21 protein-coding genes are annotated in these 21,512 nt (G+C 67.7%); 12 read left to right on the forward strand and 9 right to left on the reverse strand.

The window, feature by feature from the left end; genetic code table 11:
• Positions 1–19: 19 nt before the first annotated feature.
• Positions 20–673, reverse strand: a complete 654-nt coding sequence (locus K3A85_RS11175) for a cell wall hydrolase (RefSeq protein WP_225206584.1) — start codon at positions 671–673, stop codon at positions 20–22.
• A gap of 169 nt (positions 674–842) precedes the next feature.
• Between K3A85_RS11175 and K3A85_RS11180 the strand changes: the two genes are divergently transcribed.
• From K3A85_RS11180 to K3A85_RS11205, 6 genes are all read left to right on the forward strand, one after another.
• Positions 843–1,400 carry a hypothetical protein gene (locus K3A85_RS11180; RefSeq protein ID WP_225206585.1) on the forward strand — a complete coding sequence of 186 codons (558 nt, stop codon included), beginning with the start codon at positions 843–845 and terminating at the stop codon, positions 1,398–1,400.
• Between the two features lie 127 nt (positions 1,401–1,527).
• Positions 1,528–2,601, forward strand: coding sequence for a hypothetical protein (locus tag K3A85_RS11185; protein WP_225206586.1), 1,074 nt, complete (start codon positions 1,528–1,530; stop codon positions 2,599–2,601).
• Between the two features lie 228 nt (positions 2,602–2,829).
• Positions 2,830–4,272: a beta strand repeat-containing protein gene (locus K3A85_RS11190; RefSeq protein ID WP_225206587.1), complete on the forward strand. Its 1,443-nt coding sequence runs from the start codon at positions 2,830–2,832 to the stop codon at positions 4,270–4,272.
• A 125-nt stretch (positions 4,273–4,397) separates the two neighbouring features.
• Complete coding sequence (locus K3A85_RS11195; protein ID WP_225206588.1) at positions 4,398–4,841, forward strand: hypothetical protein; 444 nt, start codon at positions 4,398–4,400, stop codon at positions 4,839–4,841.
• A 24-nt stretch (positions 4,842–4,865) separates the two neighbouring features.
• Positions 4,866–5,213 (forward strand): hypothetical protein, encoded by a 348-nt coding sequence (locus K3A85_RS11200; protein ID WP_225206589.1) that lies wholly within the window; start codon positions 4,866–4,868, stop codon positions 5,211–5,213.
• Positions 5,210–5,839 (forward strand): peptidoglycan-binding domain-containing protein, encoded by a 630-nt coding sequence (locus tag K3A85_RS11205; RefSeq protein ID WP_225206590.1) that lies wholly within the window; start codon positions 5,210–5,212, stop codon positions 5,837–5,839. The genes K3A85_RS11200 and K3A85_RS11205 overlap by 4 nt, the downstream gene beginning before the upstream one ends.
• 15 nt (positions 5,840–5,854) lie before the next feature.
• Here K3A85_RS11205 and K3A85_RS11210 read toward each other — a convergent pair whose 3' ends face one another.
• Positions 5,855–6,601, reverse strand: coding sequence for a response regulator transcription factor (locus K3A85_RS11210; RefSeq protein ID WP_225206591.1), 747 nt, complete (start codon positions 6,599–6,601; stop codon positions 5,855–5,857).
• Positions 6,602–7,007: 406 nt separating this feature from the next.
• On the opposite strand from K3A85_RS11210, the gene K3A85_RS11215 reads away from it, so the two are divergent.
• Positions 7,008–9,308 carry a trypsin-like serine protease gene (locus K3A85_RS11215; RefSeq protein ID WP_225206592.1) on the forward strand — a complete coding sequence of 767 codons (2,301 nt, stop codon included), beginning with the start codon at positions 7,008–7,010 and terminating at the stop codon, positions 9,306–9,308.
• A gap of 26 nt (positions 9,309–9,334) precedes the next feature.
• Here K3A85_RS11215 and K3A85_RS11220 read toward each other — a convergent pair whose 3' ends face one another.
• Both K3A85_RS11220 and K3A85_RS11225 read right to left on the reverse strand, forming a co-directional pair.
• Positions 9,335–9,550: a hypothetical protein gene (locus K3A85_RS11220; protein WP_225206593.1), complete on the reverse strand. Its 216-nt coding sequence runs from the start codon at positions 9,548–9,550 to the stop codon at positions 9,335–9,337.
• A gap of 35 nt (positions 9,551–9,585) precedes the next feature.
• Positions 9,586–11,559: a TIR domain-containing protein gene (locus K3A85_RS11225; protein ID WP_225206594.1), complete on the reverse strand. Its 1,974-nt coding sequence runs from the start codon at positions 11,557–11,559 to the stop codon at positions 9,586–9,588.
• Positions 11,560–11,740: 181 nt separating this feature from the next.
• Between K3A85_RS11225 and K3A85_RS11230 the strand changes: the two genes are divergently transcribed.
• The 3 genes from K3A85_RS11230 (at position 11,741) to K3A85_RS11240 (ending at position 15,602) form a co-directional block, all read left to right on the forward strand.
• Complete coding sequence (locus tag K3A85_RS11230) at positions 11,741–12,016, forward strand: YdcH family protein (protein ID WP_225206595.1); 276 nt, start codon at positions 11,741–11,743, stop codon at positions 12,014–12,016.
• Between the two features lie 194 nt (positions 12,017–12,210).
• Positions 12,211–14,055: an FAD-binding protein gene (locus K3A85_RS11235; RefSeq protein ID WP_225206596.1), complete on the forward strand. Its 1,845-nt coding sequence runs from the start codon at positions 12,211–12,213 to the stop codon at positions 14,053–14,055.
• Positions 14,052–15,602, forward strand: a complete 1,551-nt coding sequence (locus K3A85_RS11240) for a patatin-like phospholipase family protein (protein WP_225206597.1) — start codon at positions 14,052–14,054, stop codon at positions 15,600–15,602. The genes K3A85_RS11235 and K3A85_RS11240 overlap by 4 nt, the downstream gene beginning before the upstream one ends.
• Before the next feature lie 59 nt (positions 15,603–15,661).
• Here K3A85_RS11240 and K3A85_RS11245 read toward each other — a convergent pair whose 3' ends face one another.
• Together K3A85_RS11245 and K3A85_RS11250 are read right to left on the reverse strand one after the other, a co-directional pair.
• The gene (locus K3A85_RS11245; protein ID WP_225206598.1) at positions 15,662–15,832 is read right to left on the reverse strand and encodes a hypothetical protein; all 171 of its coding nucleotides are present in this window, start codon (positions 15,830–15,832) and stop codon (positions 15,662–15,664) included.
• Between the two features lie 101 nt (positions 15,833–15,933).
• On the reverse strand, positions 15,934–17,112 hold the full coding sequence (locus tag K3A85_RS11250; RefSeq protein ID WP_225206599.1) for a BaiN/RdsA family NAD(P)/FAD-dependent oxidoreductase: 1,179 nt from the start codon (positions 17,110–17,112) through the stop codon (positions 15,934–15,936).
• Positions 17,113–17,209: 97 nt separating this feature from the next.
• Between K3A85_RS11250 and K3A85_RS11255 the strand changes: the two genes are divergently transcribed.
• The gene (locus K3A85_RS11255; RefSeq protein ID WP_225206600.1) at positions 17,210–17,857 is read left to right on the forward strand and encodes a glutathione S-transferase family protein; all 648 of its coding nucleotides are present in this window, start codon (positions 17,210–17,212) and stop codon (positions 17,855–17,857) included.
• Between the two features lie 4 nt (positions 17,858–17,861).
• Here the strand turns inward: K3A85_RS11255 and K3A85_RS11260 are convergent, their stop codons facing one another.
• The 3 genes from K3A85_RS11260 to K3A85_RS11270 all read right to left on the reverse strand — a co-directional run bounded on the left by K3A85_RS11260 (position 17,862) and on the right by K3A85_RS11270 (position 20,865).
• Positions 17,862–18,008: a hypothetical protein gene (locus tag K3A85_RS11260; RefSeq protein WP_225206601.1), complete on the reverse strand. Its 147-nt coding sequence runs from the start codon at positions 18,006–18,008 to the stop codon at positions 17,862–17,864.
• A gap of 75 nt (positions 18,009–18,083) precedes the next feature.
• Positions 18,084–19,496 carry a dihydrolipoyl dehydrogenase gene (gene lpdA / locus K3A85_RS11265; protein WP_225206602.1) on the reverse strand — a complete coding sequence of 471 codons (1,413 nt, stop codon included), beginning with the start codon at positions 19,494–19,496 and terminating at the stop codon, positions 18,084–18,086.
• Between the two features lie 82 nt (positions 19,497–19,578).
• A complete protein-coding gene (locus tag K3A85_RS11270; RefSeq protein WP_225206750.1) occupies positions 19,579–20,865 on the reverse strand; it encodes a pyruvate dehydrogenase complex dihydrolipoamide acetyltransferase in 1,287 nt (428 codons plus the stop codon).
• 184 nt (positions 20,866–21,049) lie between these two features.
• Between K3A85_RS11270 and K3A85_RS11275 the strand changes: the two genes are divergently transcribed.
• Positions 21,050–21,511, forward strand: coding sequence for a universal stress protein (locus K3A85_RS11275; protein WP_225206603.1), 462 nt, complete (start codon positions 21,050–21,052; stop codon positions 21,509–21,511).
• Position 21,512 lies beyond the last annotated feature (1 nt).

Here is a 21,512-nt window from a genome sequence, read left to right on the forward strand (position 1 = left end):
AGCGGCAGCCTGCCCCCCTTTATCGGACCAGCGTGAGCCCCCAGGGCGCGAAAGTTTTCGAGTCGCCCGAAGGCGTGCCCACCTGGCGCGCCGGCGTCGCCGCCGCGTATCGCGCCGCTTCGCCAAGCCCGAGAACGCGAGCGACGAGCTCCTGGTCGGGCTCGTCCTGCGACCAGTCCCGATCCTTGCCCGACACCGGCACGCCCCCTTGCAGCGGGCGGTAGAAGATGTGTGCGCCGAGCTTTGCCACGCGGTCGAGGGTCGGGGCCCAGTAGGGCCGGACGTAGTCGGCGTGGTAATTGAGCGCTCCCGGGACGCGGTGCGGCAACCTACCCGACAAGGCCGCGTCGGCCACCGCGCGCGCGGCGGCAAGGGTCTGGGGAAGCAGCCGGCGACGCAGCGCCCCGTCGCAGGTGAAGGTGAACTGGCACCCGGTCGCGCGCCGCCAGCCCTGGAACACGACGCCGCAGACCGACTTCGGGAAGGCGGGATGCGCAAGCCGGTTGAGCACCACTTCGGCCACCGCCTCGCGCCCGGCCAGCGGCTCGTTGCCGGCCTCGTAGGCAATCGCCAGGGTCAGGCAGCGACGATCGGCTTCGTCTCCGGCCTGTGCCGAATCGGCACTCGGGATCGGAAGATCCTGCGCGCGGACGGCGGACGGCGCCGACAGCAACGGGAGAAACGCAAGCAAGAGCGCGGCAAAGCGCCGATTCCTGTTTCGGGACCCGTCCATGCGGTTGCGCTAGAAGTCGATTGCGACAGTTTCCGGACAGTCCCGTCGCCATTGCGTCACGCAATAGTCATGCAATCCCGCTAGCGCCCGCCGCGACGGGATGACGCTGATGAACGATAGCACGAAACGCATGACCGGCAGGGCCTTGGCGCCGCTGCTTCTTTTCCTCGCGTCGGCCGGCAGTTCGCTCGCCGCGGACGCGCCCGCACGCCTGCCGGACCGGGTGCTGACCTGCCAGCTCGGCCACGCGACCAATCTCGATCCGCTCAAGCAGCAAGATCGCAGCGAGATTACCTTCGACCGGTTCGGCGAGCTTGTCCTGCGCCTGCCCCCGATCGCCACGCGCACCACGCCGCCGCCCGACGCGACCGAGCCGGCCGATCCGGTCGATCCGCGCACGCGCATCGTGGCCGATCCTTCGGGCGTGACCAGCGGAACGCTCGGCCGCTTCGATCGGGTGATCGACCTGTGGCCCGAGCGGGTGGAGTTGACCATGCCGATGGACGGCGGGCTGTCGAAGCTGCTGATCGTCTCGGATGTCGATGCCGCGAAGGAAACCGCGCAGTTGTTCGTTACGACAGCTGCCGACCTCGCGACGTTCGACCTCAAGAACACGTATCTCGGCTCGTGCTCGGTGCGGTTGGCGGACAAGCGGAAGCCAGCCTGATCGTGGTCCACCGTTGTCACGACGGTTCGCCACCAATACGTCATGTAACTGCAATACAATCGCCCAATTGCGCGGATAGGTTCCCGCCGCCGAGATGACTTGGCGCCGGCCAGACAGACGGATCCCCATGACCCTGACAGCATCTCCCGTCGGCACCCCTGCCCGCGATGGCAAGCCTGTACTGCGCGCGCTTCGCTTCGCCATGGCCGGCCTCGCGCTTGTGTCGCTGGCCGGTTGCGGCATTCCCCTGACCGGGCGCAACCGGATCAAGGTGACCGAAGCCCCGCCGCCGCAGCAGAGCCTGCCGAGCGAGGAGATCGTCAAGGCGCTGACCTGCATGCGCGACAGCCATGTGCTCAACAAGATCCGCTTCGGCATTGCGGTGCATTCGGACGGCACCGGAAAGACCTCCTATGGCTACGAGGGCGCCACCGGCTCGTTCCTGCCCCAGGGCACTGCCGCGATCTGGGCTGCCGAATCGGTGATCCGCGCCGGCGGGCTCGCGATGAACTACTACGAGCTCAACACCGAGCGCGCCTTGCGCCAGTTCGGTGGCCCGGGCCTCGAACAATCGCTGGCCCAGGCCCAGCAGAGCCGCGCGCCGAACTTCATCATCTCGACCGCCTTCACCGCGCTCGACTTCATCGGCGGCCCATCGATGGACATTCGCGTCGGCGGGATCGGACCGTACTACGACGTTCGTGGCGCCTCGCTCGAGGTCTCGGCCGAAATGTACCGGCCGGGCGACCGCATGACGATGGCGATCAGTTCGCTCAACCGCCAGATCTACTACCGCTCGGGCGGGCTCGGCATCGCGCGGATCGTCGGCGGCGGCAACGGCACGCTGGTGACCGGCACGCTCGGCTTCAGCGACCAGCAGCGCCTGCAGGAAGCCACCCGCGACGTCGTCGCGCTGTCGGTGGCCGACGTCCTTGCCGCGATGCCGATCGTGCCCGACCAGTGCCGCCGGATGGTCGAGACGCTCAAGGGCTATCACCGCGCGATCAACCAGAAGGAAGTCGAGCAGTACGAAAAGCAGGGTGCGGGCAGCAGGTCGGGCAAGGGCAGCACCCCGGTACCGCAGACGATGGCGACTCCGCAGGCAACCGTGCCTGCCCCTACACAATTGCCCCTTCCCGCGCCCGAAAAGGCTCCGGAAACGCCCGCGCTGCCGCCGCAGGCGCCCAGTGTTAAGCCCTGAGCAAGGACCGCAAGGCGCCGGGACAGACCGGAGCGCAGATCGATAAATACCCTAAATTTCAATATCTTGGTAAATTTCGGGCCGAGAAAGTTTCAGAATTATTAAGCAAATAGAACGCCCGATTCTCCATTGAGTCACCGTTGTTTCAAGGAAGGCGGCCAATGGGCACGTGCTAGTACCTACGGGGCTAGGAACGGGGTTTTTACCAAGAACAATAGGGGTATTAACGTGACCAACATCAACAAGATGAAGTTCGCGCTGCTCGGCGCGACCGCTCTGCTCGCGAGCACCGCCGCCCAGGCGCAGGTCGCCGACACGTGGACGATCGACAACGCCGCCGCGCCGCTTTCGGTGACCTCGCAGAACGGCAGCGCCGACAGCACCGCCAACGTGATCATGAACTCGGCCACCGCCACCGACGGCACCGCTGGCGCGATCATCACCGATGGCCAGAAGAACTCGATCTCGGCCACCGCGCTCGGCGCCAGCGCCGGTGCTTCGTTCACCGTCACCAGTTCGACCGACAGCAGCCTGACCGCCCAGATCGTCGGCAACGGCGACAACACTCAGGTCAGCGCCAACTCGTTCGGCAACGTCCAGAACTTCGGCGAAATCAGCGACGCCTCGATCGCCAACGGCACCAGCAACAGCATCTCGCGCGTTGCGCTGGGCGCTTCGGGCTCGGTCAACGCCTCGGTCACCGTGCTCGGTGGTGAGCAGGTTTCGAACTACACGATCGGCGGCGTCGACATCAAGGCGCAGAACAACCTGATCCTGAACACCGACGGCGACACCGCGGTTGGCCTGGTCAGCAACTCCACCAACATCAGCACCGCCGACATGGGCGGCAACAGCAACTCGGTCAGCGCCGCCGCCATCGGTTCGTCGGCCAGCCTTGGCGCCTCGACGATGATCCTCGACGGTTCGGAAACCGCCACGTTCAACTTCGGCGTGAACAGCGACGGCCTCGACCCGACCGGCAACGCCGCCGCTGGCCTGACCGTGTTCTCGGGCAACCAGTCGAACGTCATCGTCGCCGGCCCGACCGCCGACTTCAGCGATCTGACCGACCCGACCGCCCTCGCCCCGGCGAGCCTTTCGGCCAACATGATCGACGGCACCAACTCGAACTCGGCCTCTTCGTCGGCCATCGGTTCGTCGGCCGGCGTTTCGTACTCGACCACCGTCTACGGCGGTGACGTCTCGAACGTCGCCAACTTCAACACCGTCGTCGGCGACGACGGCGCCTTCACCAGCAGCGACACCTTCACGATCACGTCGCTGAACGGCGCCGACCTGACCGACCCCACCGGCGCCACCCCGATCACCGTCGACAGCGTTGCCGACGGTCTCATGCCAGCCGTGATCAACAACACCGACATCGCTGCGGCCCAGATCGGCGCCGACGGCGCCAACAACTCGATCAGCGTCGCCGGTATCGGTTCGTCGGCCTCGATGTCGTTCTCGGTCAACGACTACTCGGGCGGTGGCAGCTCGATCGCCAACACGATCAACTCGGCTGCTCCGGCGATCCTGTCGGTCAACTATGCGAACGTGAACGTCGGTTCGACGCTCACCGCTCCGCAGATCGACGGTGGCGTCAGCAACAGCGTTTCGGCTGCTGCGATCGGTGCGTCGGCCTCGCAGGCCTTCTCGCTGTTCACCAAGTAAGACAGCGTTCGGATCGCCCGAAAACGGCATCCGTTGCAAAATGGGAAGGAGGGGCCCTGCGCCCCTCCTTTTCGTTGTTAAGACATTTCTGTATGCTTTTCTTCATGCCCCGCCGGAGACGACCCATGGCTCTCGAACGATTCGTCTGGCCTCGCGCCATCGCCATCGCCACTGCACTGTGGGGCGTCTTGTCCGCGCTTCCGGCCCAGGCGCAGATCGTCGCGGACGACGAAGCGACGCTGACCGCGATCAACAACGGCAACGTCGTGCTCAACGGCAGCATCAACAATCCCGAGATCCTCAGCGGGTCGGGCAACGCCATCAGCCTCGTCTCGCAGGGTGCGATCGTCAGCTACGATCCCCGCCAGGCCCTGGCCGGCGGCGCCGGCGAGAACGGCGGGACGGTGACCGTGTCGATCTCGAACCTCAAGATGAACGCCAGCAATTCCGGCTCGGTCAGCTCGACCGGGACGATCAACGGCGAGCAATCGAGCGCCACCGGCACCGTCACCATCACCGCGACCGGCCTGCAGTCGGGCCTCGCCATCAACACCAAGCCCAAGGGCTGAGCGTCAGTACCAGGAGCCATGCACATGAAGCTTCGCAAGTTCGCGGCTGTCGCCGCTTCGGCCACGCTGCTCGCCAGCGCCTTCGCCAGCCCCGCCATCGCCGGCGAATCCGCCGCCGCATGGGGCACGCTCGGCTACAACGGCGGTTCGGCCCGCGCCCTCGCGTCGGCCCAGCTCCACCAGACCGAAGGCGTCAACGCCCAGCAGGAAACCATCGGCAAGTCGGTCACCACGATGTACCGCTCGATCAGCTCCTGCGGCTACTGCGTGTACAACCAGATCACCGGCGATCAGAACTCGATCAATGGCAACACGATCTCGGGCACGAACACCGGCACCGTGACCGCGACCGGCACTTTCGGCGGCAATTGAGCACGGCCGTTCGCCTGCCCGGTCGACGGGTCCTTCGCCTGAACCGGGCCCTGCACCTCGCCACGGTCGCATCGGCCTGGGTGCTGCTCCCGCCATCCCATGCCGCTGCGCAGGCGGCGACGGCGGCCTCGCCGCTGCTCGACCAGGCGACGAAGCAGGCGCGTCACGACCAGAGCGATGACGCCGCGGGGTGGCCCGAGGAGGCACTGCGCGCGCCCGAACAACCTGCGTCCCCGTCCGCTGCGCGCGTGCCCGCAACCGCCAGCGTCTCGATCGGCGAGGCAGCGCGCGCGGCAAGCGAGGACACCAGCGATACCGGCGTCGGAGCGGCAGAGCCGGTCGCTGCGCCGTCGCTCCGCTCGCCTGCTTCGCCCGCGTCTGCGCCTGCGCCTGCAGCGGCGGGCCCGGCACCGGCAGACCTCGCGCTTTCCGGACAGCCACAGACCGACAGCGCCACGATGCGGCGGATCGCGATGAAGCTGGTCGCCCTCGGCTTTCTTGGCCGCGCCGACGATGCCGACGATCCCGCCGTGCTGTCGGACGCGGTGCGCGCCTATCAGAGCGCCAGCGGAATTGCTCCGACCGGCACGCTCGACCGCGACACGATCGGCCGCCTGGTCAGCTGAGCACGTCGCGCGGGATCACACCCCGGAGAGCACGGCATCGGCCGCCGCGCGTTCCCATTGCACGCGGGGCTGCTCGTCGGTCAGGACATAGCCGATCGACCGTATGGTGCGGATCAGCTCGCTGCCGCCGGCGATCCGCAGCTGTCGCCGCAACCGCGTGATCCGCACGTCGATCGCCCGGATCTCGACCTGGCCCGGCTTTTCCCACACCGCAGCGCGGATCTGCTCGCGCGTGCGCACTTTGCCGACGTGTTCCATGAGGTACTGCAGGATGCGGAACTCGGTCTGGCTCAGCCGCACGTCCTTGCCGTCGCGGGTCACGCGACCGCTGTCGACGTCGAGCGCAAGCCCCGCCGCGCGAACGATGCGCCCGCCGAGCTCGGGCGACGTGCGGCGCAGGATCGCCCGGATGCGCGCCAGAAGCTCGGCGACCGAAAACGGACTGACCATGATGTCGTCGACGCCGGCCTCGTAGGCGACCAGCCGATCCTCCTCGGACACCGGGCCACCGATCACCAGCAGCGGGACATAGCGCGCCGCCTGCGCCGACTTCAGCGCCTGAAGCGCGTTGAGGACCTGGCGATCGGCGCCATCCCAGTTGAGCACAGCCAGATCGATGTCCGCATCGCAGACGCGGCGTTCGAGTTCGGGCAGGTCGCGCGGCGCAACGACCGCGAACCCCTCCACCTCGAGGTTGAACTCCATCATCCGACGTCGCGTGACGTCGGCTTCCTGCAGCAGGACAACCGGCTTCCTGACCATTACAGAACGACGCGCCCCCACGCCCCAAGTACGGCGACCGAAAGGCCGTCGACGTTGTCCGGTTAGGTGCCGCCTATTTCGTTATAATGACGATTAATTCACACATGACACATAAGGAGATGCACGCAGCCGCCACTAACTAACGTTAAGGAAATGCAATAAGAAGCTGTTTTATTTATGTATTATTTTGGGACACCGGCCGAGGCCGGCACCGTCTCTGCCGGATTGCCGCAATCCGGCGCACGATTTGACCTGCACTTACACAATCGGAATCGCTTGCGCCGGGAACATGGCGGCGCCGCGCCCCCGGCGGTGGTTCGCCTGCGCTGCTCGAATCCGGACCTTGCGCAAGGGAAGAGGTCGCAGGCCACGCCCCACGCGGAGCCTTGACAGCGCCGCGCGAATCATGCGCCATCGTGTCCACGAGACCAGCGAGAGAGGCTGCATCGTGACACCGATCCCGTCGAAATGGCTCGGGGCCCTGCTCCTGTTCGTCTTCCTCTGCCTTCCGGCGAGGCTGGCGGCCGCGCCAATGCCCGAAACAGCATCTCCCGAGGTGCTTGTGTTCGATCGCGACGGCCAGATGATGGTCGACGACAGCGCCTGCCGGAAAGGCGACGCGGCGGCTTGCGAATTCATGGCGCAAACGGTCGACGGCCGCTCGGTCGAGGCGCCGGCCGTCGCTCGCCTACTCTATCTCGATGCGTGCCGGCTCGGACGCAACAGCGCATGCTGGCGGTTCTCTGAACTGGTCCTGCCGGACGACAAGGTCATCGCCGACGATGCCGCGCGGTTGGCTTGCGAGGGGGGTCAGAGCCCCGCCTGCGCCTATTGGGCGCACAGTCTGCACGCGCGCGGAACGCAGGCCGCGCGCAGCCGCGCGCTCAAGATTGCGAGGAGGACATGCGAGCAATCGGGCAGCCTCGCCTGCGCGGATTGGGGCCTCTGGCTGGCAGCGGGCGACGGCGTGCGGCAGGACCGAGCGCGGGCGCTCGCACTGCTGCGGAAGGCCTGTTCCGGCAAGGCGTCCGATTCCTGCAATGGCTTCGCGCAAGTCGCCACCAGCGGTGGATCGCCGAACGAAGCGGGAGAAGCGCGACGCTGGCTACTCGCCACGTGCGACGGCGGGCTTGCGGAGGCGTGCTTTGCAGCAGGCCGGATCGCATTGGACAGCCGGGCCGGCCCGCCCGACTTCCGGATCGCCGGACAGGCCATCGCGCGCTCCTGCGCTGCCGAAACGCTCCGCTGCGGGATCGGCCACGATGTCCGCGACAGGGATGAACTTGAAGCCGACTGCCACGACGCCACGACCGACGGCAGAAGCTGCGGTGACCTCGGCGACATCTACGCCGACGCGGATCTGCCCATCCGAGACCACGAAACCGCGCTCCGCTTTTACGAGCTTGGCTGCCTGCGCGACGACATGCTCTCCTGCAACGCCGGGGCGGAGCTGATCGATAATGCCGCATCGACCAACGGTCCGGGCCGGGATCTCGCCCGCCTCCGCCTGTTCGCCGCGCGCGCCTGTGGCCGGTTCTCGCCCGAGCGATGCCTCCAGGCGGCGGACTTGTTCGATCGCGCAGAGGGTGGTCCCCGCGATCCCGTCCAGGTCCAGACCTTGCTGCTATCGGCCTGCAAACACGGCGTCGGACGAGCTTGCATGAAACTCGACCAATTGCAGATCAGCGATCCCGGCCTTCCCGCTCCCGAAGTCGACGAAAACTACGAGCCTGAAACCGACCGGCTGGAACTCGCCTACGACAGCGTTCACCCGGCCAAGATTGACTGCGCGACCGAGCTCGCCTTTCGCGGGCGGCTGTACGAAGCGTTTCCGTCAGAGGTTTGCGCGGGCGCCATCGGCGGGGCCCCCGTGCCCCAGGGCGGCGCGCCATGGCAGGCCCTGATCGAGCGCCCAGCCAATGTCGCCGGGCGCTCGCTGTCAGGAAGCGACCGGGTACTGTGCGGCGGAAGCCTGGTCGCAACAGGGTGGATCCTCACGGCGGCCCACTGCCTGATCGACTCGATGACCGACAACGATAGCAAGCCCATCCCGATCGACATCAAGGAGGCGGGCTATACCGTCCGCCTCGGAATGACCGACATGACGAAAGCCGAAGGGTTGGCGTACCGGATCATCGATACGAAGCCCTACGGGAAGTATTCCGGCGATGCGAAGTCCGCGTTCGCCTATGATATCGCCCTGGTGAAGATAGATTACCTTCATCCGATCGTGCTCGGCGCGCCGGGAAAGATCCGCATGATCCGGCTGGATCCGGCCGGCATCACGGAACGACCGATCGTCGATGGCGCGCCGGTCTATGTCACGGGCTGGGGATGGACGACGCCGATCGGAGGGCGCGCATCGCCAGTGCTCAACATTGCCCGCCTGGAGCTGAAGAGTGCCGCCGCCTGCACGCAACAGACCCAGTTTCTCGACGATCGCAAGGACTCGATCCTGTGCGCTGCCGGCACCAGCGGCCAGCAGGCTTGCCATGGGGATAGCGGCGGTCCCCTCATTTCCTATGACGGGACGATCGTGGCGGGCCGCCGGATCTACGAGGTAGATGAGGGCAAGACCATTCCGACCGTGATCGGGATCGTCAGCCGGGGCGCCTGCGGCGCAAACGGCCTGCCCAGCCGCTATACCCGGGTGGCGAAATTCGCCGACTGGATCAATGAGACGATCGGCGGAACTTCCGCTCATTGATCGCCCGACCCAGTCGGCGTTTACTTTCAGTTGACCTTGGGCGGAACCGGGTTGCCGGTGTCCGCGGCGCCTTCCGAGGCGGCGGCAGCGGCGGCGGCGTCTTCGGACGGCGCGGCGCTGGCTTCTTCCGAAGCCTCGGGCGAGGCGGCCGCTTCGGTGGGCGCAGCTTCCTCGGCGGTTTTGTTGCAGCCGGAGAGAGCAAACGCTCCGATGCACGCGATTCCCAGTGCAATCTTCTTCATGTGATTTCCCCCTTTGCCACAGCGGCAACACGAAACTATCGCGCAGTGAGCCCGGATAGCAAGCGGTCAAAGCCACCTTCTTTGCGCAAGGGGTCGAGCATCCAGTCGGTCGGCGCCAGCAACAGCCCGGAGTCCTTCGCCGCACGCGCGTCGCCCAACCGGTCCAGCGCTGCCTTGCGGTCGCCCCATTGCGCCAGCACCTGCGCCTGCTGGTACAGGCTGTTCTTGCCGAATTCCGTTTCGAGCCGGGCAAAGGCCGTCTTCGCCTGCTCGCTCCGCCCCAGCCTGAACTGCGCGATCGCCGCACCGGTCAGCGCGAACAAAGGCGTCACTTCCTGGTCGTACTCGCGCAAGGCGGTGTCAGCGTCGCCCTTGGCGAGGAAGGCATTTCCGACCGTGAAATGGGCGGTCGCCAGCCTGTTGTTGAGGCCCAGCGCCTTTCGCATATGTCGCACGGTCAGATCGAAATCGCGCACGGCATAGGCGACATAACCCGCGGTCCGGAACACCCGCGCATTGAGCGGGTCGAGTTCGGCGGCACGATCGACCAGCGGCGCTGCGGTGGCGTGATCGCCGGCAAAGGCGAAGTAGGTCGCTGCCGCGCGCAGCACGTCCGCGTCCCCCGGCGCAAGATCGCGGGCGCGGCGGTAGAACGGAAGCGCCTCGGCGGTGGCGAGTTCGCCGTTGTTGAGCGCATAACCCAGCGACAGGTGTCCTTGTGCAAGATCGGGCGCCAGGGCGATCGCCTTGCGGCCCGCCTCGATCGCCGATGCATACAGCCCGCGGACCGCTGCCGTATCGCCGGTCGCATTGGCAATGGCAGCGAGCATAGCCGAGCGCATCGCGTGGGCCTGCGCGTAATCGGGGTCTCCGGCAATCGCGGCATCGAACTGCGCCAGCGCGGCGCGGTCGGTCTGCTCGCCGGCGGAAAGCTCGAAGAAGGCACGGCCGCGCAGGTAGGCATCGTGCGCGGCGACGTTCGTGGTGCCGCCGATGTTGCGCTGGGCCGACGCGCTCTCGCGGGCAACCGCATCGCCCGCCACTTCGGCGACGAGCGCCACGGCGACCGTTTCGGCAATCTCCGTCTGCAAGGCGAATACGTCCGCAAGCTTCCGGTCGAAGCGCTCGGCCCAGCGCACCATGGCGTCGCTGCCGCGCACCAGCTCGGCGGTGATCCGCACGGTGGAGCCAGCCCGTTGTACGCTTCCGCGCAGGACATTCGCCACGCCCAGCTTGGCGGCGATCGCGATCGCGTCGTCGCCCGCGCCGCGCAGGCTGACCGTTGATGTCGGCGCGGCCACGTGGAGACGGGGATTGCGCGCGAGCACCGCGCGAAGCTCCTCCGACAGCCCGTCCGAAAACCACGCCTGCGACTTGTCGTCGGAAAGGTTCTGGAACGGCATCACCGCAATCGAGTTGGCATTGGCCCTGCCGGGCGCGCCCAGAAGTCCCTGCCACAGCGCGGCCGCGGTTCCGGCGACGCCCAGCGCCACCGCGCCCGCGCCTGCCCCGACGAGAACCTTGCGGCGGCTCGCGCGGACAGGTGCGGCAACCGGGGACGGCGCGCCCTCCCCGCGGCGCGCGGAAACCGCGCGCAGGATGGCCCGGCCTTCGGCTTCATCGCTCCGCCCGCGCCACCGGGCGATGTCGATCACCTGGACCTGGCGAAATCCCAGCGGCGGTTCGGTTCCGTCGAGCCCCAACGGAACCAGGCAGCCTCGCGCGCGCCCCTGCTCCGCTTCGTCGCGGACCCAATGCGATGCGACCGCCGTCGCCGACCACAGCACCACGACGACATCGGCCGAAGTCAGCGCGGCTTCGATCTCGGGCAGGAAGGCCTGCCCTCCCTCGATCCGGCCATCCCACCAGACCTTGCATCCGGCCGCTTCCAGCAACGCGACGACCTGCGCCGCGCGGGCCCGGTCCGGGCGCGAATAGCTGACGAAGACCGACCCGGCGAAACGCGCGCCGTCCTCCGCAGCATCGGGTATCGGAACGGGATCCTCCATGAGCGGCGGAGCCTAACCTCAAATACGGTTGCAAGCCAGCAGGCGGTGCTCCGCCCGGGGCAGCAATACTGATCCACGACAATGGCAGCCTGCCTGCAGCGCGCCATCCTCGCCCGGCACGGCACGAACGGGGACGCAACGACCTGCACGAGCCGACACCAGCCGATGAGGAGCCTTGCCCATGAGCCACGTTTCACGCGATCTTCTGCTCGAATTCGCCGGCGACGCCGACGTCCTGCGGAAGCTCAAGACCGAGAGCCCGCACTTCCTCCGGCTCAACCGGAGCTATGATGAACTGGCGGCGCAGATCCAGCACATCGAGGCGGGCGCCGACGCCGCGTCCGACAGCCGCCTCGAGACCCTGAAGAAGCAGCGCCTCGCCCTGCTCGACGAGATTGCGGTCATGGTCGGCAAGGCCCGCGAGACCTTGCAGCCGCAAGCCGGCGCGGCCGTCTGACGGGGCGGCGCCACGGTGACGGGAATGTGTTTAGGCGATGCCGTTCGCATCCCCGGCACCGGCGTTGAACCACGAAAAACAAAGAATTAACGAAGCAAGCAGCGGACGATCCTTCGTTTCTTGCAGTGCTTAATTTCCATTTGACCACCGCCTGCCAAATAGACACCATGCATCGGTGCGGGGGGGCGCGGATCATGCCGAATATTTCCTATGAATCCTTCGCGTGGTGGTCGAACTATCACATGACCGTAACTTTGCCCGAGGTTGCGGCGATCGGCGGGACGGACTTCGCCAATGGCGACTTGCCCACCGGGATCGTCGAGGTCGGGCGCGTCCATCTCGCCGACCTCGAGGAGCATTCGCCGCTCGAGCGCCTCGGCCTGGTCGCGCCGGTGCTGCAGGGTTATCTGCGCCACATCGCCGAACGCATCGCCAGGCCGGTGTTCGTGCCGGGCGTCCCGTACGAGCCGGGAAAGCCCTTCGCCGCCGGCATGGTCGGCAGCGCCTGGAGCTTCGCCCCGCTGACCGGGACGCCGATGGCGCAGCTGATGTGCGAGGGGCTGTCCTTCGTGGGGTCGCTGCCGCCGGCCCATCGCGCCAAGCGCTGCAGGATCCCGGCCGAGCGCCTCGCCATCGCCGGTGGAGGCACGCGCGGGCGCGAAATCGTCAACTGGGCCGAGCCGCGCGGACTCAGCCTGCCGACCAGCGGCAGCTTCCTCGGACCGACCGTCGCCGGTGCGGCGGCAACGTCGACCCACGGCTCGCGCCTCGGCTACGGTGGCACCCAGGACATGATCGTGGGCATCCACCTCGTCACCGGCCCGGACAAGCACTGGTGGCTCGAACGCAAGGGCGCTCCGGTGCTGTCGCGAAGCGGGCTGCGCGCGCTCGCCAGGGGCGGGGTCGTGCCGGAACTGCGGCGCGATACCGAACTGTTCGAAGCGGCGCTCGTCCATCTCGGGGCGATGGGCATCGTTGCCGGCGTCGCCATCGAACTCGCGCCGCTCGAACGCTTTTCGCGATACCGGGTCGATCGGCCTTTGACGCCGGACATGCTCGAGGCCATGGCGCGCGGCAAGTTCAAGGCGCTCGCAAGGGAGCTCGGCCGCCGCGAAACGCCGGTATTCTACGAACTGACCATCGATCCCCATGCGCCATTCGGCGCGCACGCGCTGCACACGCTGTACCTCGAAGGCGCCAAGGGCCGCGTCCCGGGCGCGCCGAACGTCGACAAGGCGCCGATCGCGGGCGAAGCCATCGTGCGCATGGCCTCAAACCTGTTCGGCCACGGCCCCCGCTCCGCCGCGCAGGCCATCGCCGGAGCGGCCGCGGCGCCCGGTGGCCGCGCGGCAGACCCGGCCGAGCCGCTGATCCGCGCACTGCTCGAAAATCATCCCTCCGCCTTCGACTTCTACCGCGCCACCGGGTCGTTCGGCCCCGACGGGAAGCTCTGGCCGAAGCAGACTTGGGGCGAGTTGCACGATTCCGATGCGCTGACCGGCGGCATCCCCGGTTCGCTTTACAACGCCTCGTTCGCCATCGATCGCGCCGACCTGCCCCGGGCGCTGCCGGCCCTCTGCGATGTCGTCGCCCCCCTGTCCGGCACCTTCATCTTCACGGTGCGCTTCGTCAGCAAGGCGAAGGGCACGCTGGCGTTCACCCGCTTCCCCGAAACCGCCGTGATCGAGATCGACGGCCTCTCCCCCTTCATCTGCAACAAGGCCGCCGCGCATCCCGACAAGTCGGGCCAGCCATTGCCGCCGGATGCGGTGATGGGCCTGCGGGGCCTTGCCCAAGTCCTGCCCCTCGGCGCCCGCGCGGTGCGGGCCGCGCTCGAAGCGGGCGAGATCGCCTATTCGATGCACTGGGGCAAGCTCGGCGGCCTCGACCAGGCCAAGGTCCACGCCGACTTCGGCAGCCCCGACGACGCAGCATCGCGGCTCGGACGCTGGACCCGCGCGCGCGAAATCCTGCTCGACGATTTCGGCCGCTCGATCTTCTGGAACCCCGCGGTCAAGACCTACGGGCTGGTCGGATGATCGCGCGCGGCCTTCTGCTTGCGCTCTGCGCGACGCTTGCCGGCTGCAGCACGACGGGGCCGCTGGTCTTTTCGTGCAGGGGCCTCGAAGGCGCCACCGGCTACGCCCAGCAACAGCAGAATTCGCGCTACGTGCGGCAGATCCGCGGCGAACCGGTCGGTCCCGCGCCGGACGCGCAAACCGCGCTGCCGCCCGCCCCTGCTGAACCGGCAGCCGGCGACCTTTCGCCCACCGTCGCGCAATTTCCGCTGACGCTCGAACAGGCGTTGCGTGCTTCGGCCGACGAAGCCCGGAAGGTCGAGGCGAACGCGATGCCCGCGCGGCCGTTGCGCGACGGCTGGTCCTTGCCGAATACCGCGCCGATCCCGGCCGACCTCCTGCTGTCAGGGGGCGGACAATGGGGTGCCTACGGCGCCGGCTTCCTGTCCCAGTTGCACCGGCAGGGGTTCGACAAGCGCTACCCGTTCGGTACGGTCACCGGCATCAGCACCGGCGCCTTCCAGGCCCTGTTCGTCGGCGCCGGAGCGGACGATGACTATGACCGCCTCGCCGCCGTCTACGCTCCCGGAACCGAGGCCGACCTGGTCCGGCGCTATCCCGAACTGCTTGCGGTCGTCACCGGTGAAATGGCCGCCATCGCGCGCCTGCGCGCCAAACTCGAAGATGCGCTCTGCGTGCGCGACCTGCTCGATCGCGCCGTCCGGTCGGGACAGCCGCTCGACGCGCAGCAGGCCGAAGCGATCTGCCCGATGATCGTGCACCTCGCCGTCGCCGGGGGAACCACGTTTCCGGAGCTCAAGAAACCCGTCCTCCCCCGCCGCGTCTTCATCGGCGTGGTCCGGGCGGACGACGGCGCCTTCCTCACCGCCAACGCGACGCGGATCGCCACCGACCTCTTTGCCGAGGACGTCGCGCACCTGCGCCTCGCGCCCGACCGGCTGCGCAACGCGCAACAGTGCCTTGCCGGCGTGGTCCTTGCCAGTGCGGCGATGCCGCTGTTCTACCAGCAGGTCCAGATCTCCGATCCGGCGAACGGCGGCAAGCGCCGCACCTATTACGACGGCGGCGTCCGCCAGTCCGTGTTCGAAGCCGAACTCGCGCTCGATCGCAAACGATCGGAGGACAAACGCCCGATCTTCGTCGTGCGCAACGGACCGACCGCGCTGCTCACACGCCAGCGCCGGCCCGGCGAGACGACCGATCGCGACGTGCCGGGGCCCGATGCTCTGGTCAACGCCAAGGCCAATGCGCTCGATGCCGCGATGCGGGCGGAAAAGATCGTCGTCAATCAGATCGAGGTGCAGTCGATCGCCGACCTTCGCCTGACCAATCCGCAGGGCCCGGTCTATTTCACGACCGCCGACGATTTCCACGCGTTCCGGTCGGACGCGCACCCTAACGGGTGTTCGAGGGCCGATCGCAAGGCGGTCTTCGATCGCGATTTCATGCTCTGCCTGAGGGAGCTCGGCATTGCCAAGGCGAAGAAGGCGACCGAGCAGCAACTCCTGCTCGATGCATGGACGCGGCTGATCACCGCGAACGAATAGGCCCGCGGCCGCGCGCGGGGGCCTTGCGGCGCGACCCGCAGCCCCGGGCTAGCGTCGGGCTAGCGTCGGGCGATCGCCACCGACGCGCCGCCGAAAACCGCAGCGAGGGCAAGGTGGACCGCCACCGCGTCCCATTGCGCGAAGCGCACCCAGCCCGCCCCTGTGCGCGCCGATGTGAAAGCCAGCCGTGCCGCGATCGCAGCGGGTATGAGCTTTGCGGAAAACGACATGGCGCTGCACTCCTGGATACAGGTCGGCGAAGATCGCCGCCCGTCACCGCATCAAGCATCCGGTGACGCCGATGTTCCGCATGTCGGCCGGCAGTGTCGTGTCAAAGCGCCTGCGCGGCGGCGTGGGCCGAGGCCCAGGCCCACTGGAAGTTGTATCCCCCCAGCCAGCCGGTCACGTCGACCGCTTCGCCGATCGCGAACAGCCCGGGCACCTTGCGCGCTTCCATCGTCTGCGAGGAAAGCTCCGCGGTGCTGATGCCGCCGGCGGTCACCTCGGCCTTCGCAAACCCTTCGGTGCCGCTCGGCACGAACTGCCAGTGCGCCAGCCGCTGCTGTGCGCCGCGCAAGGTCTTGTCGGTCAGCGCGCCGAGTTCGCCGTGCCACCCGCCCGCCTCCGCCAGCGCAGCGGCGAGGCGGTCGGGCATGACCTCGGCCAGCGCCCGGCGCGCCTGGATGCGGGGGCGTTCGCGCTTGGCGGTCAGCAGCCAGTCCGCCGAAAGGTCGGGAACGAAGTCGATCCACACCGGCTCGCCGTGGGTCCAGTACGACGAGACCTGCAGGATCGCCGGTCCCGACAGGCCGCGATGAGTGAACAGCGCCGCTTCGCGGAACGCGGCCTTGCCCGCGCGGGCGACGACCGGGGCCGAAACGCCCGAGAGCTCCTGGAACAGCGCTTCGCCGCCCGCCAGCGTCAGCGGCACCAGCGCGGGCCGGGGTTGCACGACCTTGAGCCCGAACTTGCGCGCAAGGTCGTAGGCAAACCCGGTCGCTCCCATCTTGGGGATCGATGGCCCTCCGGTCGCGATCACCAGCGACGGCGCCGACAGCGTTTCGCCAAGGCCCGTCTCGACCCGGAAGAGATCGTCGCTGCGCCCGACCTCGCCGATCGTCCTGCCCACCCGAACGTCGACCGCGCCCGCGGCGCACTCGGCCAGCAACATGGCCACGATCTGCCGGGCCGATCCGTCGCAGAACAATTGGCCGAGCGTCTTCTCGTGCCAGGCAATGCCGTGGCTTTCGACCAGGGCGAGGAAGTCCGCCGCCGTATACCGCGCGAGCGCGGAGCGCACGAAGTGCGGGTTCTGCGAAAGGTAGCGGTCGGGCGCGGCATGAAGGTTGGTGAAATTGCACCGTCCGCCGCCCGAAATCAGGATCTTCTTGCCCACTTCGTCGGCGTGATCGAGCACCACCACGCGGCGGCCGCGCTTGCCCGCCTGGGCGGCGCAGAACAGCCCGGCAGCGCCTGCGCCGAGGACGATGGCATCGTGGGTCGAGGACATCGGCTTGCCCTAGCTGCAGTGCAGGCCCGTGAAAAGCGATTGCCGTCCTGACGGCCTGCGCGCATCGTTCGCATGTCTGCCCGCAAGAGGTGTTCCCATGTCCCGCGTCATCACCGCCTTCCGCGCTTCGCCCGACCGCGGCCGCGGCCTTGCCCGCGACATGCGGGTGCGCTGGGCGCTCGAGGAACTGGGTCTCGATTACGCGGTGTGCCTGGTCGATTTCGCCGAGCTGCGCGCGCCAGCGCACCTCGCGCGCAATCCGTTCGGACAGATTCCGACGCTGGAGGACGACGGCCTCGTGCTGTTCGAAAGCGGGGCGATCGTGCTGCACCTCGCGCAGTCGGCAAAGGGCCTGCTGCCCGATCAACCGCATCCGCGCGCGCGCGCGATCAACTGGATGTTCGCCGCGCTCAACACGCTCGAACCGCCGATCCTCGAACTGGAAAGCGCCTTGCTCGGCGAAAGCGACAAGGCCTGGACCGCCGAGCGGCGCCCCCTGATCGAACAGCGGATCGACCAGCGCTTCGCAGCCTTGTCCACCCGCCTCGGCGCTGCGCCATGGATCGACGGCGCGTTCAGCGTTGGCGACCTCATGCTCGTATCGGTGCTGATCCGGGCCAGGGGGCCGGGCATCCTCGATCGCCATCCGGTACTGCGCGATTACGTCGCACGCGCCGAAGGACGCCCCGCCTACCAGCGCGCGTTCGCCGCGCAGCGCGCGGTCTATCTCGCGTCGCGCGGCTAAGGCGTCAGGCTTCTTCGCTCTCGGGGATCAGCATCGCGCGCTTCTGCTGGACCGGGCGCCAACGCAGCAGCGGGGCCTGTACGCGGCAGGTCTCGTCGATCTCGTCCTGCCACGGACGCGGGTTGATCGCTTCTTCGATCTCGTATTCCACGAAAGGTCGTCTCCTCGCGCAATCAATGCGGCGGAGAGACGACCGTTCCTTTTGAAATCAATGACTTGAGAAAGATCAGATGTGCAGCGCGCGGCCGTAGGCGGCAAGCACGCTCTCGTGCATCGATTCGCTGATCGTGGGGTGCGGGAACACCGTGTGCATCAGTTCGGCCTCGGTCGTCTCGAGCGTCTTGCCGATGACGAAGCCCTGGATCATCTCGGTCACTTCCGCGCCGATCATGTGCGCGCCCAGCAGCTCGCCGGTCTTCGCGTCGAACACCGTCTTGACGAAGCCCTCGGCCTCGCCGAGCGCGATCGCCTTGCCGTTGCCGATGAACGGGAAGCTGCCGACCTTGACCGAATAGCCCGCTTCCCTCGCCTTCGCTTCGGTCAGGCCGACGCTGGCGATCTGCGGGTGGCAGTAGGTGCAGCCCGGGATGTTGGACCGGTCCATCGGATGCGGGTGGACGTCCTTGTTGCCGAGTTCGGCGGCAATCGCTTCGGCCGCGATCACGCCTTCGTGGCTCGCCTTGTGCGCCAGCCACGGTCCCGGGGTCACGTCGCCGATCGCCCAGACGCCCTTCACACTGGTGCGGCCATAGCCGTCGATCGCGATGATCCCGCGCTCGGCCTTCACGCCCACCGTCTCGAGCCCGATGGCTTCGGTGTTGGGCACGATGCCCACCGCGACGATCACGTGGCTGTACTCGGCCTCGCTGACCTTGCCGTCCTTGCCCTTGATCTTCGCCTTCACGCCCGTGGCCGAAACGTCGATGCTTTCGACGCCCGCACCGGTCAGCACGGTCATGCCCTGCTTCTTGAGCGCCTTTTCGAGGAATGCCGAAACCTCGGCGTCTTCCACGGGCACCACGCGGTCCATCATCTCGACCACGGTCACTTCGGCGCCCATGTCGTTGTAGAAGCTCGCGAACTCGATGCCGATCGCGCCCGAGCCGATGACCAGCAGCTTGCTCGGCATTTCCTTCGGCGTCATTGCATGGCGGTAGGTCCAGATGCGGTTCCCGTCGGCCTTGGCGAACGGCAGGTCGCGCGCGCGTGCGCCGGTGGCGACGATGATGTGCCTGGCGGTCAGCGTTTCGACGCCCTTGTCGCCCGTCACCTCGAGCGTGTTGGCGCTCTTGAGCACGCCGGTGCCCATGTGCACCGCGATCTTGTTCTTCTTCATCAGGTGCGTGACGCCCTGATTGAGCTGCTTGGCGACCCCGCGCGAGCGCTTGACCACCGCGTCGATGTCGGCGCGGATGTTGTCGGCGGCAAGGCCATAGGCGGCGGCGTGCTTCATCTGGTGATAGACCTCGGCCGAACGCAGCAGCGCCTTGGTCGGGATGCAACCCCAGTTGAGGCAGATGCCGCCGAGGTTCTCGCGTTCGACGATCGCGGTCTTGAGGCCGAGCTGCGCGCAGCGGATCGCCGCGACATAGCCGCCGGGGCCCGAACCGAGAACGATGACGTCGTATTGGTCAGCCACGCGAATGCTCCTTCAGGCCCTCTTTATCGGCCCATGATCTAGCGGCAGGCACGCAACGCGCCCGCTCCTCAAAGTGACAGTCTCAGGCGAGCAGGCCGAGCGGGTTCTCGATCAGCGTCTTGAGCGTGCTCATCAGTTCGGCGCCATCGGCCCCGTCGATCGCGCGGTGGTCGAAGCTGCCGGTCACGCTCATCACCGTGGCGACGGCGAGCGCGCCATCGACCACGTAGGGGCGCTGCTCTCCCGCGCCAACGGCCAGGATCATCGCCTGCGGCGGATTGATCACCGCGTCGAACTGCTTGATCCCGTACATGCCCAGGTTCGACAGGCTGGCGGTGCCGCCCTGGTATTCGTGCGGCTGCAGCTTGCCCTCGCGCGCCTTGGCCGCCAGCGCCTTCATCTCGGTGGCGATGGCCGAGACCGACTTGGCCCCGGCATCGACGATGATCGGCGTGATCAGCCCGGAAGGCGCCGCGACCGCCACCGAAATGTCGGCGCGGCTGTAGGTGCGCAGTTCGTCGCCGGCGAAGCTCACGTTGCACTTGGGCACGATCAGCAGCGCCTTGGCCAGCGCCTTGATCAGCAGGTCGTTGACCGAGAGCTTCACGCCCTGCGGCTCGAGCGCCTTGTTGAGCTCGCCGCGCAGCTTGAGCAGCGCATCGAGGCGGATGTCGAGCGTGAGATAGATATGCGGAATCGACTGCTTCGCCTCGGTCAGGCGGCGAGCGATCGTCTTGCGCACGTTGTTGAGCTTCGACGCTTCGTAGGGAATGCCGAAATCGGGAATGGCAGCAGCGACAGCAGGGCCGGCGGCAGGGGCCGGAGCGGGCGCGGATGCCGCAGGCGCAGCGGCAGCGGCCGGCGCAGCAGCGGGCGCCGCGCCGCTGACGTCGGCCTTCACGATGCGACCATTGGGGCCCGAGCCCTTGATCGCGGCGAGGTCGAGGCCCTTGTCGGCGGCGATCCGCTTGGCGAGCGGCGAAGCGATCACGCGGTCGCCCTTGGGCGCCGCGGCGGCTGCCGGCGCTGGCGCCGAAGCGGGCGCGACATCTGCCTTGACCGCCGGCGCAGAGGTAGGCGCAGGCGCGGCTTCGGCCTTCGGAGCGGGAGCGGGCGTCGCCTCGTCGTCCTCGCCCGCGATCGTCGCGATCACGGTGCCGACCTTCACGCCCTCGGTCCCTTCGGCGATGTCGATCGACACCACCGTGCCTTCGTCGACCGCCTCGAATTCCATCGTCGCCTTGTCGGTCTCGATCTCGGCGATGATGTCGCCGGACGACACGGTATCTCCGACCTTGACGAGCCAGCGGGCGAGCGTGCCCTCTTCCATCGTCGGGGACAGAGCAGGCATCTTGATCGGGACGGTCATGGCGGGTTCGGTTCCGTTCTGCGTGTCATCCGGTGTCGCCATCGGGCATTGCCGTTACGACAACCGGTCGCGGCATTTCGCCACCCAGGCGCGCAGGGTCAACCCCATTGCCACTTGCCCCGCATACGAATTAGGCCGATGGTCGCAAAAACAGGGGGCGATCCGGGCCCCGTTGGAGAGCTCGATGGCGCAGCAACGCGTCTACCTCGTCATCATGGACGAAACGCCCGAGGCGCAGAACGCGCTGCGTTTCGCCGCCCGCCGCGCCGCGCGGACCGGCGGTGCCGTGCATATCCTCGCGCTCGTCCCGCCCCAGGAATTCGTCGCTTTCGGCGGCGTTCAGGCGACGATCGAGCAGGAAGCGCGCGATCGCGCCGAAGTGCTGGCGACCACCGCCGCCGGCGGGCTTGCCGCCGAATCCGGGCTCATGCCGACGATCACCGTGCAGCAGGGCGACGGCCCGCAAGTGGTGCGGGACTTCCTGAAAGGGCATCCCGAAGTCTCCGCGCTCGTGCTCGGCGCGGCAGCCGAGGGCGGCCCGGGCCAGCTCGTCTCGCACTTCGCGGCGCACGCCGGACAGTTGCCCTGCGTGCTGATGATCGTGCCGGGCGCCGCCGACGACGAAACCATCGACGCGGTCTCCTGAC

Origin of the sequence: Novosphingobium huizhouense (assembly GCF_020179475.1) — a bacterium.
Taxonomy (GTDB): domain Bacteria; phylum Pseudomonadota; class Alphaproteobacteria; order Sphingomonadales; family Sphingomonadaceae; genus Novosphingobium; species Novosphingobium huizhouense.